The organism is Klebsiella sp. KP20-425-1 (assembly GCF_025813515.1).
GTDB lineage: Bacteria > Pseudomonadota > Gammaproteobacteria > Enterobacterales > Enterobacteriaceae > Klebsiella > Klebsiella pneumoniae.
Map to the genome: position 1 here is coordinate 251,597 of NZ_CP109614.1, position 18,258 is coordinate 269,854.

The 18,258-nt window shown below is 61.2% G+C and carries 10 protein-coding genes; 7 read left to right on the plus strand and 3 right to left on the minus strand.

The genetic code is table 11. From position 1 onward, the window contains the following. Positions 1-3 precede the first annotated feature (3 nt). The 6 genes from bcsB to OHJ17_RS01215 all read left to right on the plus strand — a co-directional run bounded on the left by bcsB (position 4) and on the right by OHJ17_RS01215 (position 12,337). Positions 4-2,349: a cellulose biosynthesis cyclic di-GMP-binding regulatory protein BcsB gene (bcsB, locus tag OHJ17_RS01190; protein ID WP_009484214.1), complete on the plus strand. Its 2,346-nt coding sequence runs from the start codon at positions 4-6 to the stop codon at positions 2,347-2,349. A gap of 3 nt (positions 2,350-2,352) precedes the next feature. Beyond that, positions 2,353-3,462, plus strand: a complete 1,110-nt coding sequence (gene bcsZ / locus OHJ17_RS01195; RefSeq protein ID WP_032413110.1) for a cellulose synthase complex periplasmic endoglucanase BcsZ — start codon at positions 2,353-2,355, stop codon at positions 3,460-3,462. Then, complete coding sequence (gene bcsC, locus OHJ17_RS01200) at positions 3,444-6,923, plus strand: cellulose synthase complex outer membrane protein BcsC (protein WP_032433672.1); 3,480 nt, start codon at positions 3,444-3,446, stop codon at positions 6,921-6,923. The genes bcsZ and bcsC overlap by 19 nt, the downstream gene beginning before the upstream one ends. 242 nt (positions 6,924-7,165) lie before the next feature. Next, positions 7,166-9,172, plus strand: a complete 2,007-nt coding sequence (hmsP, locus tag OHJ17_RS01205; RefSeq protein ID WP_032433669.1) for a biofilm formation regulator HmsP — start codon at positions 7,166-7,168, stop codon at positions 9,170-9,172. A 156-nt stretch (positions 9,173-9,328) separates the two neighbouring features. Continuing rightward, complete coding sequence (locus OHJ17_RS01210) at positions 9,329-10,615, plus strand: dicarboxylate/amino acid:cation symporter (protein WP_002921438.1); 1,287 nt, start codon at positions 9,329-9,331, stop codon at positions 10,613-10,615. Positions 10,616-10,834: 219 nt separating this feature from the next. Further along, the gene (locus OHJ17_RS01215; protein ID WP_002921436.1) at positions 10,835-12,337 is read left to right on the plus strand and encodes a M16 family metallopeptidase; all 1,503 of its coding nucleotides are present in this window, start codon (positions 10,835-10,837) and stop codon (positions 12,335-12,337) included. A 54-nt stretch (positions 12,338-12,391) separates the two neighbouring features. On the opposite strand, the gene OHJ17_RS01220 is transcribed toward OHJ17_RS01215, so the two are convergent. Beyond that, positions 12,392-13,321, minus strand: a complete 930-nt coding sequence (locus tag OHJ17_RS01220; RefSeq protein WP_002921434.1) for a 2-dehydro-3-deoxygluconokinase — start codon at positions 13,319-13,321, stop codon at positions 12,392-12,394. Positions 13,322-13,515: 194 nt separating this feature from the next. Here OHJ17_RS01220 and OHJ17_RS01225 point away from each other — a divergent pair, with 194 nt between their 5' ends. After that, positions 13,516-15,567, plus strand: coding sequence for an AsmA family protein (locus tag OHJ17_RS01225; RefSeq protein ID WP_023283054.1), 2,052 nt, complete (start codon positions 13,516-13,518; stop codon positions 15,565-15,567). A 37-nt stretch (positions 15,568-15,604) separates the two neighbouring features. On the opposite strand, the gene OHJ17_RS01230 is transcribed toward OHJ17_RS01225, so the two are convergent. Both OHJ17_RS01230 and yhjD read right to left on the minus strand, forming a co-directional pair. Continuing rightward, positions 15,605-16,927: an MFS transporter gene (locus OHJ17_RS01230; protein WP_004150118.1), complete on the minus strand. Its 1,323-nt coding sequence runs from the start codon at positions 16,925-16,927 to the stop codon at positions 15,605-15,607. Between the two features lie 271 nt (positions 16,928-17,198). Continuing rightward, positions 17,199-18,230, minus strand: coding sequence for an inner membrane protein YhjD (yhjD, locus tag OHJ17_RS01235; RefSeq protein WP_002921337.1), 1,032 nt, complete (start codon positions 18,228-18,230; stop codon positions 17,199-17,201). Positions 18,231-18,258 lie beyond the last annotated feature (28 nt).

Here is an 18,258-nt window from a genome sequence, read left to right on the forward strand (position 1 = left end):
GCGATGAAAAGAAAACTTTCCTGGATGTGTGCAGTAGCGGTGGGCATGTGCAGCTGGTATCCACTGGCCTCTTACGCGGCGCCGGCCGCGGTGGCGAACGCTGCCCCTGGCGTTCAGCCGCAGGCCGCGACCCCGGCTGCGCCGATCGTGGTGGGCGAGCCGACGGCGACCCTCGCCGAACCGACCGCTCCGGCGGCGGTGGCCGAGAACGTGCCGCAGCGGGAGGTGAAGCTGAGCTTTGCCACCATCGCGCCGCCGCCCGGCAGCATCGTGCTGCGCGGCTCACGGCCTGACGCGTCGGTCGAATTCGGCATGCGCAGCGATGAGCTGGTCGCCAACGCGCTGCTCAATCTGGAATACACCCCATCGCCCTCGCTGCTGCCCGTGCAGTCGCAGTTGAAGGTCTATCTTAACGATGAGCTGATGGGCGTCCTGCCCGTCACTAAAGAGCAGCTGGGGAAAAAGATCCGCGCGCAGCTGCCGATTGACCCGCTGTACATCACCGACTTCAACCGCGTACGGCTGGAGTTTGTCGGCCACTACCGCGACGTCTGCGAAAACCCGGCCAGCAGCACGCTGTGGCTGGACGTCGGACGCGAAAGCTATCTGGATCTCACCTACCAGTCGCTGAAGGTAAATAACGATCTGTCACACTTCCCGGTGCCGTTCTACGATCCGCGCGATAACCGTCCGCTGAAGCTGCCGATGATTTTCCCGGGCTCGCCAGCGGTCACCCAGCAGCAGGCGGCGGCGATAGTCGCCTCCTGGTTCGGCAGCAAGGCCGGCTGGCGCGGCCAGCAGTTCCCGGTCTATTTCAATGAACTGCCGGATCGTAACGCCATTGTCTTCGCCACCAACGACAAGCGTCCGGACTTCCTGCGCGATCATCCGCCGGTCAAGGCGCCGACCATCGAAATGATCGACAACCCGAACGATCCCTACGTCAAGCTGCTGGTGATTTTCGGCCGCGATGATAACGACCTGCTGCTGGCGGCGAAGGGGATTGCTCAGGGCAATATTCTGTTCCGCGGCAGCAGCGTCACCGTGGACGGCATCAAAACCCTGCAGCCGCGTCAGCCTTACGACGCGCCGAACTGGGTGCGCACCGACCGCTCGGTTACCTTTGCTGAGCTGAAAACCTATGAGCAACAGCTGCAGTCCAGCGGGCTGGTGCCGGATGCCATCACCGTGGCGCTTAACCTGCCGCCGGATCTCTATCTGCTGCGGGCCAACGGCATCGATATGGATCTGAAATACCGCTACACCATGCCGCCGGTGAAGGACAGCTCGCGGATGGATATCAGCCTCAACGACCAGTTCCTGCAGTCGTTCAGCCTTAACAGCTCCCAGGACGTGAACAAACTGATCCTGCGCCTGCCGGTGCTGCAGGGGCTGCTGGACGGCAAATCGGAGGTCACCATCCCCGCGCTGCGTCTTGGGGCGGTCAACCAGCTGCGCTTTGACTTCCAGTATATGAACCCGATGCCCGGCGGCTCCATTGACAACTGTATTACCTTCCAGCCGGTGCAGAACCACGTGGTGATCGGCGACGATTCGACCATCGACTTCTCGAAGTATTATCACTTTATCGCCTTGCCGGACCTGCGCGTCTTCGCCAATGCGGGCTTCCCTTACAGCCGTATGGCGGACCTTTCCGACACGCTGGTGGTGGTGCCGAAGGCGCCGACCCAGGGCCAGGTGGCGACGCTGCTGCAGGCGCTGGGGGGCATCGGTTCGCAGACCGGTCTGGCGGCGATTAATCTGCAAATGACCGACGATGGCAACCAGATCAAGAATAAAGACGCGGATCTGCTGCTGATCGGCGCGATCCCGTCGTCGCTCAAGGACGACACCAAAATCAACCTGCTGGTCGAGGCGACCAAAAGCTGGGTGAAAATGCCGATGCGCCACTATGACCTGGCGAGCATTTATCCCGACGATGAGGCCCGCACGCCCAATACCCGCACCGACATTACCTCTTCCGGGCCGATGGCGGCGGTGATTGGCTTCCAGTCGCCGTATAACGATCAGCGCAGCGTGGTGGCCCTGCTGGCCGACAGCCCGCGCGGTAATGAACTGCTGACCAACGCCCTCAACGACAGCGGTAAGCGGGCAGCGATGTTTGGCTCGGTGGCGGTGATCCGCGAATCCGGCGTCAACAGCCTGCGGGTGGGGGATATTTACTACGTGGGTCATCTGCCCTGGTTCGAGCGCATCTGGTTCGCGCTCTCTAACCACCCGATACTGCTGGCGATCTTCGCCGCCATCAGCATTGTGCTGCTGGCATGGGTGCTGTGGCGCATGCTGCGCATCATCAGCCGCCGCCGTCTTAGCCTGGATGATGAGTAAACCATGATGAAAGTACTTTGTGGCGCGGTGCTCTCGGCGCTGCTGCTGGCGGCGGGCCAGGTGGGCGCCGCCTGCCAGTGGCCCGCCTGGGAGCAGTTTAAACAAGCGTACGTCAGCCCCGAGGGACGGGTGATTGACCCCAGCGATGCGCGCAAAATCTCCACCTCCGAAGGGCAGAGCTATGGCCTGTTTTTCGCCCTGGCGGCCAACGATCGCGCGGGGTTCGACAAACTGCTGACCTGGACGCAGAACAACCTGGCGGAAGGCGATCTGAAACAACATCTGCCGGGCTGGCTGTGGGGCAAAAAGGACGATGAGCAGTGGACCCTGCTGGACAGCAACTCGGCGTCCGACTCGGATCTGTGGATAGCCTGGGCGCTGCTGGAGGCGGGCCGCCTGTGGCAGCAGCCGCAGTACACCGAGACCGGTAAAGCCCTGCTGGCGCGGATTGTCGCTGAAGAGACGGTGGCGGTGCCGGGCCTCGGCACGATGCTGCTGCCGGGAAAAGTCGGTTTTGCCGATGACAGCGGCTGGCGGTTTAACCCCAGCTATCTTCCGCCGCAGCTGGCCACCTACTTTGTGCGTTTTGGCGCGCCGTGGCCCGCTCTGCGCGACAGTAACCTGCGCCTGCTGCTGGAGACCGCGCCGAAAGGCTTTACCCCGGACTGGGTGCGCTATGAGAAAGGGAAAGGCTGGCAGCTGAAAACCGAAAAGCCGCCGATCGGCAGCTATGACGCGATTCGCGTCTACCTGTGGGTGGGCATGCTCCATGATGGCGATAAGCAGAAAGCGCGTCTGCTGCAACGCTTCGCGCCGATGGCGGCGCAGACCACGGAGCAGGGGATACCCCCGGAGAAAGTGAATATCGCCACCGGCAAAACCAGCGGCCAGGGGCCAGTGGGCTTCTCCGCGGCAATGCTGCCGTTTTTACAGGACGACGAGGCCCGGTCGGTGCAACGCCAGCGCGTCGCCGATAACTATCCCGGCGCGGATGCCTACTACAGCGCAGTTCTGACGCTGTTCGGCCAGGGTTGGGATCAACACCGTTTTCGTTTCACGGCGAGTGGCGAATTACAACCTGACTGGAACCAGGAATGCGCAAGCTCTCACTAAGTTTACTCACGCTGTCCCTCGGCGTTGCGCTGCTGCCGTTAGCGCAGGCGGCGACGACGCCTGCCCAGGAGCATCTGCTGGAGCAGGTCCGCCTCGGCGAGGCCAGCAATCGTGAAGACCTGGTGCGCCAGTCGCTGTACCGTCTGGAGCTGATTGATCCCAACAACCCGGAGCTGATTGCCGCGCGGATGCGCTATCTGCTGCGTCAGGGGGATGCCGCCGGGGCGCAAAAAGAGCTGGAACGACTGACGAAGCTGGCGCCGGACTCCCCGGAGCTGAAGGCGTCGCGCAATGAGATGAAAAGCAACACCGGCGAGGGCCGCCAGGCGCTGCAGCAGGCGCGACTGCTGGGCGTGGCCGGGAAGGTCGATGAAGCCATCGCCGCCTATGAAAAACTGTACGGCGGGGTGCCGGATGACGTTGACGTCGCCATTGAATACTGGACGCTGGTGGCGCGCCTGCCGTCCCGCCATAGCGAAGGCGTCAGCCAGTTGAAAAAACTGAACGCCAGCGCGCCGGGCAACGTCAGCCTGCTGACTTCGCTGGCGAAGCAGATGTTCTCCGATAACAAACCGCAGGAGGGGTTCGCCTATCTGGCGGAGATGGCCCGATCGGCCTCGGGACGCGGTATCGCCGCCGATATGTGGTTCAGTGAGGTGAAAAGCATGCCGGTGAGTAAGGCCAGCGTGCAGGCGTTGCAGCAATTTCTTCTGCAGTTTCCCACCGGCTCGGTGGCGGCGAACGCCCGCGTTCTGCTCGACCAACAGCAGGCGCAGCTGCAGGATCCGACTTTCCGCGCCCGCTCGGAAGGGCTGGCGGCGGTCAAGTCCGGGAATACCACGCAGGCGGTCGCGGATCTGCAGAAAGCCGTTCAGGCCGACAGCCGCGACAGCGACGCGGTGGGCGCTCTCGGCCAGGCCTATTCCCAGCGCGGCGACCGCGCGCGGGCAGTGGCGCAGCTCAGTAAAGCGATTGCCATGGACCCTGACAGCCCGAACCGCGGCAAGTGGGACAGCCTGCTGCAAACTAACCGCTACTGGCTGCTGATAAAGCAGGGGGATAACGCCCTGAAAGCCGGCCAGCTTTCGCAGGCGCAGAGCTATTATGCCCAGGCGCAGCGGGTCGATCGCACCGACAGCTATGCCGTGCTGGGGCTGGGGGACGTCGCGGCGGCGCGCAAAGAGGCGGCGGCGGCGGAGCGCTATTACCAGCAGGCGTTGCGCCTGGATCGCGGCAATAACCTGGCGGTGCGCGGCCTGGCCAACCTCTATCGCGCCGAATCGCCGGAGAAAGCCAGCGCCTGGATCGCCGGCCTCCCTCCCGCTCAGCGGCGCAGTATCGATGATATTGAGCGCAGCCTGACTAACGACCGGCTGGAGAAACAGGCGCAGGCTCTGGAGAGCCAGGGCAACTGGGCGCAGGCGGCGGAAGTTCAGCGTCGGCGCCTGGCGCTGGATCCGGACAGCGTCTGGATAACCTACCGTCTGGCGCGGGATCTGGTCAGCGCCGGCGAACGCCAGGAGGCCGACGCGCTGATGCGGACGATGGTCAACCGCCAGCCGCAGGACGCCGAACGGGTCTACGCCTCGGGACTCTACCTGTCGGGGAACGACCAGGACGATCTGGCTCTGGCGCAAATCGCCGCTCTGCCGCGCAGCGCGTGGACGGATAACATTCGTGAGCTCGAAGCGCGTTTGCAAAGCGACCGGGTGCTGCGCCAGGCCAACCAGCTGCGCGACAGCGGTAACGAAGCGCAGGCGATCGCCCTTATCCGACAGCAGCCCGCCTCGGTGCGCTATGACCTGACGCTCGCCGACTGGGCGCAGCAGCGCGGCGACAGCCAGACGGCGATTGCCAACTATCAGCGGGTGCTGCGCCAGGAGGCCGACAACGGCGATGCGCGCCTCGGCCTTGCGGAAGTCTACCTGGCCGAGGGCGATAAACCGGCCGCCCGGGCGCAGGTCATGCAGTTGAAAGGCGCAGAGACCGAATCCATGAACATGCAGCGGCGGGTGGCGCTGGCGCGAGCTGGCCTTGGCGATACCGCTGACGCGCAACGGATTTTTAATCAGATTGTGCCGCAGGCGAAGGCGCAGCCGCCCTCGATGGAGAGCGCGCTGGTGCTGCGCGATGTCGCGCGCTTTGCCACCCAGAGCGGGGCGCCGCAGCAGGCGCTGACGCACTACCGGGAAGCGATGGTGGCCTCCGGCATTACCCCCGCGCAGCCGCAGGATAACGATACTTTTACGCGGCTGACGCGCAACGACAGCCATGATGACTGGCTGAAGCGTGGGATCCGCAGCGATGCCGCCGACCTTTATCGTCAGCAGGATCTGAACGTCACCCTGGAACATGACTTCTGGGGTTCCAGCGGCACCGGCGGCTATTCCGACCTGAAGGCGCATACCACCATGCTGCAGGTGGATGCTCCGCTGGCGGATGGCCGGATGTTCTTTCGCACCGATCTGGTCAATATGGATGCCGGCAGCTTTTCCACCCACAGCGACGGGAGCTACTCGCCCAGCTGGGGCACCTGCGGGGAGATCGCCTGTACCAGCGGCAGTAAAAATCAGACCGACAGCGGGGCCAGCGTAGCGGTCGGCTGGAAGAATGACACCTGGAGCGGGGATATCGGCACCACGCCGATGGGCTTCAATGTCGTCGATGTGGTGGGGGGGCTGAGCTACAGCAGCGACGTCGGGCCGGTGGGGTACACGGTCAACGTCCACCGGCGGCCTATCTCCAGCTCGCTGCTCTCCTTTGGCGGGCAGAAGGACAGCAGCAGCCATACCGGCGCCACCTGGGGCGGCGTCCGCGCCGACGGCGGCGGCCTGAGCCTGAGCTACGATCGCGGGGAGGCTCACGGCATCTGGTCCTCGCTGGGCGCCGACTCGCTGACCGGTAAAAACGTGGCGGATAACTGGCGCGTGCGCTGGATGACCGGGTACTACTACAAGGTCATCAACGAGAATAATCGTCGCGTCACCGTCGGCCTCAACAATATGATCTGGCACTACGACAAAGATCTCAGCGGCTACACCCTCGGCCAGGGCGGCTATTACAGCCCACAGGAGTATCTCTCGTTCGCCGTGCCGGTGACCTGGCGTCAGCGCACCGAGAACTGGTCCTGGGAGCTCGGCGGGTCGGTGTCATGGTCCCATTCGCGCACCCAGACGCAAGCCCGCTATCCGCTGCTGAACCTGATCCCGTCCGACTACCGGCAGCGCGCCAGCGAGCTGACGGAGGAGGGGAGCAGCAGCCATGGATTCGGTTACACCGCCAGAGCGCTGGTGGAGCGGCGGGTGACCAGCAACTGGTTCGTCGGCGCCGCGGTCGATATTCAGCAGGCGAAGGATTACACCCCGAGCCATGCGCTGCTTTACGTCCGCTACTCGGCGGCCGGCTGGCAGGGGGATCTGGATATGCCGCCCCAGCCGCTGGTGCCCTACGCCGACTGGTAGCAGAATAGGCTGAATTACGTTACAGAGCGCCACTCCGCGACGCGCTTCGCGTATACTCGTGAGGCGTTGCCCACCGTTGGCCGTCGGGGATGTATCCCGGCGTCCGCGCCACCGCGCGGAAATATCCCGTCACTTCATCCCTCGCGGGCGTGGGCGAAGGATTTAAGTATATAATCAGCCTGAAACGACCGGGATTGAAGGATTGATACCGGGTATGTATTCAGTATCAGTGGAGAACACCGTTGCGCGTCAGCCGTTCACTTACAATCAAACAGATGGCGATGGTCGCGAGCGTGTCCATGGCCTTTGTATTGGTTTTTTGTACTATTTTGCTGTTTCACTTTGTGCAACAGAGTCGCTTTACCACGGCCACGCAGTTAGAAAGTATCGCGCGATCCGTTCGCGAACCGCTGTCTGCGGCTATTCTGAAAGCCGATATTCCGGAAGCGGAAGCCATTTTAAGCCGTATCCAGCCTGCTGGCATCGTCAGCCGGGCGGATGTGGTATTGCCGAACCAGTTCCAGGCGCTGCGGATGCGATTTATCCCCGAGCGGTCGGTGCCGGTAACCGTCACCCGGCTGTTTGAGCTGCCGGTGCAGATTTCGCTGCCCATTTATTCGCTGGAGCGGCCGGCCAACCCGCAGCCGCTGGCCTATCTGGTGCTGCAGGCCGACTCCTATCGCATGTATAAATTCGTCATGAGCGCCCTTGCCACGTTAGTGACTGCTTGCTTACTTCTGGTGCTGATGCTGACGGTGGCGCTCACCTGGTGCATCAACCGGCTGATGGTTCGCCCTCTGCGGCGTATCGCCCGCGAGCTGAACGATCTCTCCCAGCAGGAGCGTCTTGGCCATCAGCTGACCCTCCCGCGCCTGCACCATGACGACGAGATCGGTATGCTGGTGCGCAGCTATAACCGCAACCAGCAGAGCCTGGTCCGCCAGCATGATGAGCTGTCCATCCAGTCGACCCGCTTCCCGGTCTCCGAGCTGCCGAATAAAGCCTTTTTGCTGGCGATGCTGGAGCAGACGGTGGCCCGCCCGCAGAGCGCCGCGCTGATCGTCGTCGCCTGTGAAACCCTGCAGGACGCCGCCGGAGTCCTCAAGGAGAGTCAGCGCGAAATGCTGCTCCTGACGCTGGTGGAGAAGCTGCGGGCCGCGATCCCGCCGCAGATGGTGCTGGCTCAGGTGAGCGGGTATGACTTCGCGATTCTCGCCGATGGCCTCGCCGAACCGTGGCAGGCGGTAACGTTAAGTAAGCAAGTGCTCACTATTATTAATGAGCGTTTACCGCTGCATGGGCTGCAGCTGCGCCCCTACGCCAGCGTCGGGATCGCCATGTTCCACGCCGGGCTCAGCGCCGAGCAGTTTTACCGGCGCGCGGTGTCGGCCGCCGTCACTGCACGACGTAAAGGCAAAAACCAGATCGAGTTCTTCGATCCCGAGCAGATGGAAAAGGCTCAGCGCCGCCTGATGGAAGAGCACGACATTATGACCGCGCTCGATAACCAGCAGTTCGCGATCTGGCTGCAGCCGCAGGTGGCCTGCGCCAGCGGCGAGATCTGCGGCGCCGAGGTACTGCTGCGCCAGCGGCAGGCGGATGGCAGCTGGTCGCTACCGCCGGCGCTGATTGAGCGTATTGAATCCTGCGGGCTGATTATCCCGGTCGGCTACTGGGTGATGGAAGAGGCCTGCCGCCAGCTGGCGGCCTGGCAAAGCCAGGGGATTATGCTGCCGCTGTCGGTTAATGTTTCGCTGCTCCAGCTGCTGGAGCATGACCGCGGCGAGGAGATGCTGAAGCTGATCGCCCGCTACCGCATCGCCCCGGGCACCCTCATCCTCGAGGTGACGGAGAGCTGCCGGATGGACGATCCGCAGGATGTGATGGCCCGGTTGCGCCCGCTGCGCGAGGCCGGGGTGCAGATTGCGCTGGATGATTTTGGCATGGGTTATGCCGGGTTGCACCAGCTGCAGCAGATGAAGGCCCTGCCGGTGGATATTCTGAAAATTGATAAGGTATTCATCGATATGCTGCCGGAGGATGTCAGCATGGTGCCGGCGATGATCCAGCTCGCGCGCGGCCTGTCGCTGCGTATCGTGGCGGAAGGGGTGGAGAACGACGCCCAGCGCCGCTGGTTGCAAGCCGCCGGCGTCGAGGTGCTCCAGGGCCATCTGTTCGGTTGCGCTTTACCGCAGGAGGCATTCAGCGCGCGCTATCTCTCCCCGGCCCGGGAGGATGCAAATTTGTAAATGTTTTGTTGACTTGTGCGAGTCAGCTCAAAGATTTTAACAATTGCGTTGCACTTTCGGCGTTAGTTATTTCTGAAATGTTTCCAGGGTGTTATTTTTAAGCCACAGACGTCAAATATCCCTTCTTGCTCTGTGGTTATTCCCAAAGGACACCCTATGAAAACCTCTATCTTTAAAAGCCTCTATGTCCAGGTGCTGACGGCCATAGCGATCGGTATTCTGCTGGGCCATTTTTACCCGGAACTGGGCGCGCAAATGAAACCCTTTGGCGACGCCTTCGTTAAGCTGATTAAAATGGTGATTGCTCCGGTTATCTTCTGTACCGTCGTGACGGGGATCGCCGGGATGGAAAGCATGAAAGCCGTTGGCCGTACCGGGGCGGTGGCGTTGCTCTATTTCGAAGTTGTCAGCACCATCGCGCTGATTATCGGTCTGATTATCGTCAACGTGGTGCAGCCGGGCGCCGGGATGAACGTCGACCCGTCGACGCTCGATGCGAAAGCGGTGGCGGTGTACGCTGAGCAGGCTAAAGATCAAGGGGTAGTGGCCTTTTTACTGGATGTGATCCCGGGCAGCGTCATTGGCGCCTTCGCCAGCGGCAACATTCTGCAGGTTCTGCTGTTCGCCGTCCTGTTTGGTTTTGCCCTGCACCGTCTGGGCAGCAAGGGCCAGCTGATTTTCAACGTCATTGAAAGCTTCTCCCAGGTTATCTTCGGCATTATCAATATGATCATGCGCCTGGCGCCGATCGGCGCCTTCGGAGCCATGGCCTTTACCATCGGTAAATATGGCGTCGGCACCCTGGTGCAGCTGGGGCAGCTGATTATCTGCTTCTATATCACTTGTATCCTGTTCGTGGTGGTGGTGCTGGGGAGCATCGCCCGGGCCACCGGCTTCAGCATCTTCAAATTTATCCGCTATATCCGGGAAGAGCTGCTGATTGTGCTGGGGACCTCCTCATCAGAATCGGCGCTGCCGAGAATGCTCGACAAGATGGAGAAGCTGGGCTGCCGCAAATCGGTGGTGGGCCTGGTGATCCCGACCGGCTATTCGTTCAACCTCGATGGCACCTCTATCTATCTGACGATGGCCGCAGTCTTTATCGCCCAGGCGACCAACAGCCATATGGATATTTTCCATCAGATCACCCTGCTGGTGGTGCTGCTGCTCTCCTCGAAAGGGGCGGCAGGGGTGACCGGCAGCGGCTTCATCGTGCTGGCGGCGACCATCTCGGCCGTCGGTCATTTACCGGTGGCTGGTCTGGCGCTGATCCTCGGTATCGACCGCTTTATGTCCGAAGCCCGCGCGCTGACTAACCTGGTGGGTAACGGCGTTGCCACGGTGGTGGTGGCGAAATGGGTGAAAGAACTGGATGCCAAACAGATGGATGACGTTCTGAATAACCGTGTTCCGGCGAACAAAACGCACGAATTATCCTCTTAAATCCTCCTCTTAGGCCCGTACTCCCTTGCTGGAGTACGGCCTCCTGCGCATAATTAGAGGTCATTCCCGCCCGGCGGGAATGACACGAAATGATTATTTTACGTTGTCATGCGACATTTTCGTCTCCGTGTGGTCTAACCGACGTATTTCACTCTCACTTTTTTCGGCAGCCCGTCAGTGGGGTGCTGTTGTAACCAGGAATGTTCATCAGGGGTTCACATGCAGGGCACAACAATTAAACTCTTAACGGGCGGTTTGCTGATGGTAGCGGCGGCCGGTTATGTGCAGGCAGAAGCGCTCCAGCCTGATCCGGCCTGGCAACAAGGGACCTTAGCGAATGGTTTGTCGTGGCAGGTATTGGCCACGCCGCAACGTCCCAGCGACCGTATCGAAGTCCGTTTGTCCGTCAATATTGGCTCGCTGAGCGAAAGCACTCAGCAGAGCGGTTTCAGCCGCTTTATTCCCCGCCTGGCGTTGACGCAAAGCGGCAGCCTGCCGACGATGCAGGCGCGCTCTTTATGGCAGCAGAGTATTGACCCGAAGCGTCCTCTGCCGCCGGCCATCGTCTCCTACGATTACACGATGTTTAATCTCAGCCTGCCCAATAACCGCAACGATCTGTTGAAAGAGGCGCTGAGCTGGCTGGCGGACGCCAGCGGTAAACTGGCCATTACGCCTGAATCGATCAATCATGCGCTGCAGGGCAGCGACATGGTGGCGACCTGGCCACTGGATACCAAAGAGGGTTGGTGGCGCTATCGCCTGAAAGGGTCCACCATGCTGGGCCATGACCCCGCCGCGCCGCTGAAGCAGCCGATCGACGTGGCGCAGCTGAAAGACTTTTATCAAAAATGGTACACCCCCGACGCCATGACGCTGATCGTGGTGGGGAATGTCGACAGCCGCAGCGTTGCCGAGCAAATCAATAAGACCTTTGGCGATCTGAAGGGCAAGCGGGAAACCCCCGCAGCGGTGCCGACCTTATCGCCGCTGCCTACCGTGCCGGTCAGCATCATGACCAACGCGGTGCGTCAGGACAAACTGTCCATCATGTGGGATGCGCCATGGCAGCCGATCCGCGACTCCGCGGCGCTGCAGCGCTACTGGCGTGACGATCTCGCCCGTGAAGCGCTGTTCTGGCACGTGCAGCAGAGCCTGAGCAAAAATAACGTGAAGGATATTGGCCTTGGCTTTGACTGCCGGGTGCTATATCAGCGCGCGCAGTGCGCCATCAACATCGATTCACCGGGCGAGCGCCTGAACAACAACCTGAGCGTGGTTTCGCGCGAGCTGGCGAAAGTGCGGGACAACGGCCTGCCTCAGGAGGAGTTTGACGCGCTTATCGCTCAGAAAAGCCTCGAGCTGCAGAAGCTGTTTGCCACCTATGCGCGCACTGACACCGACATTCTGATGAGCCAGCGCATGCGCTCCCTGCAGAATCAGGTGGTGGACATCGCGCCGGAGCAGTACCAGAAGCTGCGTCAGGAGTTCCTCAACTCCCTGACGGTGGACATGCTGAACCAGTATCTGCGCCAGCAGCTCTCGCAGGACATGGCGCTGGTGCTGCAACAGCCGAAGGGCGAACCGGAATACAATATGAAGGAGCTGCAGGCCACCTGGGAAAAACTGATGGCGCCGAATCCGGCGGCCACGGCGGCTAGCGGCAGCGCCGATACGGTTGACGCCCACAGCGAGGCCAGCGACATCCCGCCGGGGCAGTAACCTAACGCCTCTCCGGCGCGCCAGCGGTGGCCGGAGAGCGCTTTGTGCGGAGAATTACTGCGGCATCGCTTCCCGCGGGATGATCGCCCCGCGATACTGGATCACCGTGCTGGCGGTCAGGTGTCCGCGTCTGGCGGCGGATTCGGCATCGCCGCCGGTAAGGCGAACGGCCAGGTAGCCGGCGCTGAAGGAGTCTCCGGCGGCGGTGGTATCCACCACCTTCTCTTTGGCCAGCCTGACGGCCGGCACTTCCCGCAGCGGTTGCCCGCTAACCGAGACCAGGCAGGCATCCGCGCCGCGCTTCACCACCACCTCTTCCACGCCGGCGGCGTGGGTGCGGGCGATCACCTCAGCAACCGGTTTTTCTCCCCACAGCGCGTCTTCATCATCGAGGGTCAGAAACGCGATATCGGTGCAGGCGAGCATCTCCTGATAGACCTGCTGCGTTTCCGCCTGGCTGGCCCACAGGCGCGGACGATAGTTGTTGTCGAAGATCACCTTGCCGCCGTTGGCGCGGCACTCACGCAGCAGCGTGAACAGCTTGTCGCGGCTGGCCGGGCTGAGAATGGCTAGACTGATGCCGCTCAGATAGAGATAGTCGAAAGTGGCCAGCTCTTCGCAAATCGCCGCCGCGCGATCGCTCTCCAGCCAGAACTTTGCCGCCGCCTCGTTGCGCCAGTAGTAGAAGGTGCGCTCGCCGGTGTCATCGGTTTCAATGTAATACAGTCCCGGCAGGCGGTCGGCCATCCGCTGGATAAGATCGGTGTTGACGTTTTCCTGTTGCCAGCTGTCGAGCATCTGCTGGCTGAACGCATCGGTTCCCAGGGCGGTGACGTAGTGGACGCTCAATGCGCTGGCATCCGTCTGCCGCGCGATATAGACCGAGGTGTTTAAGGTATCGCCGCCAAAGCCGCGGTTAACGGCCCCGTTTTTCTCTGACAGCTCAATCATGCATTCGCCAATAACGGCAATTTTTTTAGACATAGCCAGAACCTGCAATGGAATCGATATAAGCGCTAGTGTGCGCTGCGCTGTTTTGCTGGTCAATCATATTAAAACATCGTTCCATTATTTTTTTGACCTGACGCGCGTAATGTGACGAAAAGCGCATTTCCAGGATAAACGCCGCTTTTTGACTATATTCAGGACTGACGTGATGCAAAAGGAGCGGAGTAGGGATGAGCAGAACCCGTAAAACGTTGGTTATCATCACAGGAACGATACTATTGCTGATCGTTCTTTTCTTTATCGTGCTGGCCACCTTTGACTGGAACCGGCTGAAGCCGACGATCAATCAGAAAGTGTCCGCCGAACTTAACCGCCCGTTCGCCATCCGCGGCGATCTCGGCGTGGTCTGGGAGCGGCAGCCGGACGAGCGCGGCTGGCGCAGCTGGATCCCGTGGCCCCACGTACACGCGGAGGATATCGTGCTGGGCAACCCGCCGGCCATTCCCCAGGTGACCATGATCCATCTGCCGCGGGTGGAGGCGACCCTTGCCCCGCTGGCGCTGCTGAGCAAAACGGTGTACCTGCCGTGGATCAAGCTGGAGCAGCCCGACGTACGGTTGATCCGCCTGGCGGAAGACAACAATAACTGGACCTTTCAGCTGGCGGGCGATAAGCGTACTTCGGGCGACAGCGCGCCCTCCAGCTGGTCCTTTCGCCTCGATAATATTCTCTTTGATCGCGGGACTATCGCCATTGACGACAAGATCACCCGCAGCGATATCACCATCCTCGTCGATCCCCTCGGCAAACCGCTGCCGTTCAGCGAAGTGACCGGCACAAAGGATCGCCATAGCGCGGCGAAACCAGGCGACTATGTCTTTGGTCTGTCGCTGAAGGGCCGCTACAAGGGCCAGCCGGTCACCGGCAACGGGAAAATCGGCGGCATGCTGGCCCTGCGCAGCGCAAGCGCCCCCTTCCCATTGCAGGGCGACTTCCACTCCGGTAACACCCGGGTAGCGTTCAGCGGCACGGTCAGCGACCCGCTCAACGTCGGCGGCATTGACCTGCGGCTAAAATTCGCCGGCGACTCGCTGCGCGATCTCTACGACCTGACCGGCGTGCTGCTGCCGGAGACGCCGTCATTCTCCACCGACGGCCGCCTGCGCGCCGACTTTACGCAAAAAAACCGCATGCGCTTTAACTATCAGAATTTTAACGGCCGAATCGGCGATAGCGACATTCATGGCTCCCTGACCTACACCACCGGCAAGCCGCGACCGAAGCTCAGCGGCGATATGGAGTCGAAGCAGCTGCGTCTGGCGGACCTCGGGCCATTAATCGGCGTCGATTCCGGCAAAGGGACGAAGAAAAGCGCTGCGCGCCAGGCGGGTGACCAGCCGCAGCCGGCGGGTAAAGTGCTGCCGGCGGACCGCTTTGAAACCGACAAGTGGCAGGTGATGGATGCCGATGTGCGCTTTAAGGGCCGGAGAATTGAGCACGGCGGCACCCTGCCGATCAGCGATCTGTCGACCCATGTGATTCTGGAGGATGGTGACCTGCGCCTGCAGCCGGTGCGCTTTGGCCTGGCCAACGGGTCGATTGCCGGCAGCGTACACCTGCAGGGCGATAAAAAGCCGCTGCAGGGTGAGGCCAATCTGCAGGCGCGACGCCTGAAGCTGAAGGCGCTGATGCCAAACGTCGAGATGATGCAGAAAACCCTCGGCGAGATGAATGGCGACGTCCAGCTGCGCGGCAGCGGCAACTCGGTGGCGGCCCTGCTCGGCAACAGCAACGGTAACCTGAAGCTGCTGATGAACGACGGGCTGATCAGTCGCAACCTGATGGAAATCCTCGGTCTTAACGTCGGTAACTACCTGATCGGCCAGATTTTTGGCGATGAGGAGGTTCGGGTGAACTGCGCCGCGGCCAATATCGACGTAACCAACGGCGTCGCCCGGCCGCAGATTTTTGCCTTCGATACAGAAAACGCGCTGATCAATGTGACCGGGACCGCCAGCTTCGCCTCCGAGCAGCTGGACCTGACCATCGATCCGGAAAGCAAAGGCTTTCGGGTGATCACCCTGCGTTCCCCGCTGTATGTCCGGGGCACCTTTAAATCGCCGCAGGCGGGGGTGAAGGCCGGGCCGCTGATTGTCCGCGGCGCGGTAGCGGCGGCGCTGGCAACCCTGGTGACGCCGGCCGCCGCGCTGCTGGCGCTGATCTCCCCGGCGGAGGGCGATAGCAACCAGTGTCGGACCATTTTGTCGCAGATGAAAAAGTAGAGGAGAGCCCTGACGCCGGGGGCGTCAGGGCGAAGGATCACAACGACTGGTGGCGGGTCTCGTGGGTCAGCAGCAGGGCGATCAGCGTCAGCGCCGCCATCGCCGCCAGATAGGTGCCGACCGCCGCGAGACCGTAGTTACCCTGCAGCCAGGCGGCAATGTACGGCGCGACCGAGGCGCCGAGGATCGACGACACGTTATAGGAGAAAGACGCGCCGGTGTAGCGCACTTCCGTCGGGAACAGCTCCGGGAGCAGCGCGCCCATCGGGCCAAAGGTCAGTCCCATCAGGCTTAAGCCCAGCAGCAGGAAGGCGAAGACCAGCAGCGGATTGCCGGAGCCCAGCAGCGGTTTAAAGGCGAACAGGGCGAACAAAATAATCATCGTGGTGATGATAATCATGCTCTTGCGACGACCAAAAGCGTCCGCCAGCAGGCCGGCGACAGGCACCATTACGCCAAAGCCAATCACCGCCATCATCAGCATCCACAGCACTTCGTTACGCGGCAGACCCAGGCCATTCGGCGCCGCGCCGGTGCTGAAGGTCATCGAGTAGACGGTCATGATGTAGAACAGGGTATAGGTGGCCAGCATGATGAAGGTGCCCAGCACCGTCACCCGGACGTGTTTGGTCAACAGGGTACCCAGCGGGATTTTGACCTGTTTTTTCGCCGCCGCCACTTTGGCGAAGACCGGGGTCTCATGCAGCGAGACGCGAACATACAGACCGATGATCACCAGCACCGCAGAGAAGATAAACGGCACGCGCCAGCCCCACTCCATAAACTGCTGGTCGGTCAGCAGCCAGGAGAGCAGCAGGAAGGTGCCGTTGGCGAAGAAGAAGCCGATCGGCGCGCCCAGCTGCGGGAAGGAGCCGTACAGGGCGCGCTTGCGCGCCGGGGCGTTTTCCGTAGCCAGCAGCGCTGCGCCGCCCCATTCCCCGCCGAGGCCAAGGCCCTGACCGAAACGCGCCAGCGCCAGCAGCATCGGCGCGACAATGCCAATGCTTTCATAGCCGGGCAGCAGGCCGATCACCACGGTGGAGATCCCCATGGTTAACAGCGAGGCCACGAGGGTGACCTTCCGGCCGACGCGATCGCCGAAGTGGCCAAACAGCGCGGAGCCGATCGGCCGGGCGACGAAGGCGATGGCGAAGGTGGCCAGCGACTGCAGGGTGGCCGCAGCGGCATCGCCCTGCGGGAAAAAGATATGCGGGAAGACGATGACCGCGGCGGTGGCATAGATGTAGAAGTCGAAAAACTCAATGGCGGTGCCAATGAGCGAGGCGACAACAACCTTGTTGCGTGAGTTGACCGGGGCGGTTTCCTGCGTGTTTTCGAGAGTGGTGGCTGTGGCTTGCATAGATCTTTCTTATTTTTGCGCGAACGAAAAGCCATATAGCCACAGCCACAGGGACATTTCAATCTGTAACAAACGCGGAAAATGGGCAAAAAAGAGGCAAAAAGCGGATAATTTTTACACCAGTAAAAATAGTTCTATGAAATGCTTCACACAATTAAAAAGATAGAGAATAAAACCAGTTTTGAGTTAAATAAAAGTTACATGCTGGATTTATCTGCTGAAATCAAGCGCGAGGATGAATTTTGCCTCTTTTATTCATCCTCGCAATACCTCAGCGGTGGGTTTTGCCCGGCATCCGCCGGTCGTCTTTATACTCCGCGGTGGCGATCCACGCGGCGCAGAATAGCGTCAGGCGGGCGAAGAAATAGAAAAAGGCCATCAGCCCCAGCACCGATCCGAACGCCGCCCCGGACGGGGATTTCACCAGCGCCGGCAGCGTCCAGGTCATGACGATTTTTATGATTTCAAAGCCAATCGCCGCGATAAGCGTGCCGCGAAACAGGGCCTTGCGCCGCGGACGATGGCGCGGCAGGCGCCAGAAAATCCAGAAAAAGAGCAGATAGTTGGCAAAAATCGAGATGGCGAGGCCGATTAGCCGCCAGGCGGGTTTCAGCCATTCAATGTTGTCGAGATACAGCGCGGAGATAATCATCTGCTGGGCGGAGCCGGCGACGGAGGTGATCGACAGCGTAATAATCAGCGCCACCAGCAGACCGATCAGCGAGATAAGATCGCGGAAGTACTTGACCCAGATTTTCTCCTCGTCCTGCGGCCGGCGCTCCCAGACGTCGCGCGATTGAGCGCGGATCGCTTCGCGCAGGTTGCCCATCCAGTTAATACCGGAATAGAGGGCGACCAGCAGGCCGACCAGACCGACGGCGGTGCGCTGTTGCACCGCGGTGTTGATGGTGTTTTTCAACGTTGCCGCCAGCGTTGGGTCGCTGACGTTTTGCAGAATTTTGTCGAAAATGTCCTGCAGCAGGGTTGGGTGCCAGGCCAGCACGAAGCCGGCGGCGGCAAAGGAGACCATCAGGATCGGGATCATCGACAGGAACGAGAAATAGGTGATAGCTGCCCCAAACTGATTGCCGAGCCGGTCATTGAAGCGCTCTGCGGCGCGCAACAGATGGGCGATCACCGGGTTGCGCTGCACTTTGGCCGCCGTTCCGGTGACGGTCTTCAGCGCCTGGCTGGCTTTTTGCCCGACGGCGGTGTCATTAAGGGCCTCGAGCGTGCTTTTGCTTTTCTCCGGCTGCGTATCCGGTTCCTGTGGCGGGCGTCGATCGTCGTTTTCCGGCGTCATACGTAATTTCTTCCTTTTTTACAGCGAG

What these genes read in the sequence shown, in the direction of transcription:
- bcsB (WP_009484214.1), top strand. Translation starts at nt 4, where the DNA reads ATGAAAAGAAAACTTTCCTGGATGTGTGCAGTAGCGGTGGGCATGTGC.
- bcsZ (WP_032413110.1), top strand. Translation starts at nt 2,353, where the DNA reads ATGATGAAAGTACTTTGTGGCGCGGTGCTCTCGGCGCTGCTGCTGGCG.
- bcsC (WP_032433672.1), top strand. Translation starts at nt 3,444, where the DNA reads ATGCGCAAGCTCTCACTAAGTTTACTCACGCTGTCCCTCGGCGTTGCG.
- OHJ17_RS01210 (WP_002921438.1), top strand. Translation starts at nt 9,329, where the DNA reads ATGAAAACCTCTATCTTTAAAAGCCTCTATGTCCAGGTGCTGACGGCC.
- OHJ17_RS01215 (WP_002921436.1), top strand. Translation starts at nt 10,835, where the DNA reads ATGCAGGGCACAACAATTAAACTCTTAACGGGCGGTTTGCTGATGGTA.
- OHJ17_RS01220 (WP_002921434.1), bottom strand. Translation starts at nt 13,321, where the DNA reads ATGTCTAAAAAAATTGCCGTTATTGGCGAATGCATGATTGAGCTGTCA.
- OHJ17_RS01225 (WP_023283054.1), top strand. Translation starts at nt 13,516, where the DNA reads ATGAGCAGAACCCGTAAAACGTTGGTTATCATCACAGGAACGATACTA.
- OHJ17_RS01230 (WP_004150118.1), bottom strand. Translation starts at nt 16,927, where the DNA reads ATGCAAGCCACAGCCACCACTCTCGAAAACACGCAGGAAACCGCCCCG.
- yhjD (WP_002921337.1), bottom strand. Translation starts at nt 18,230, where the DNA reads ATGACGCCGGAAAACGACGATCGACGCCCGCCACAGGAACCGGATACG.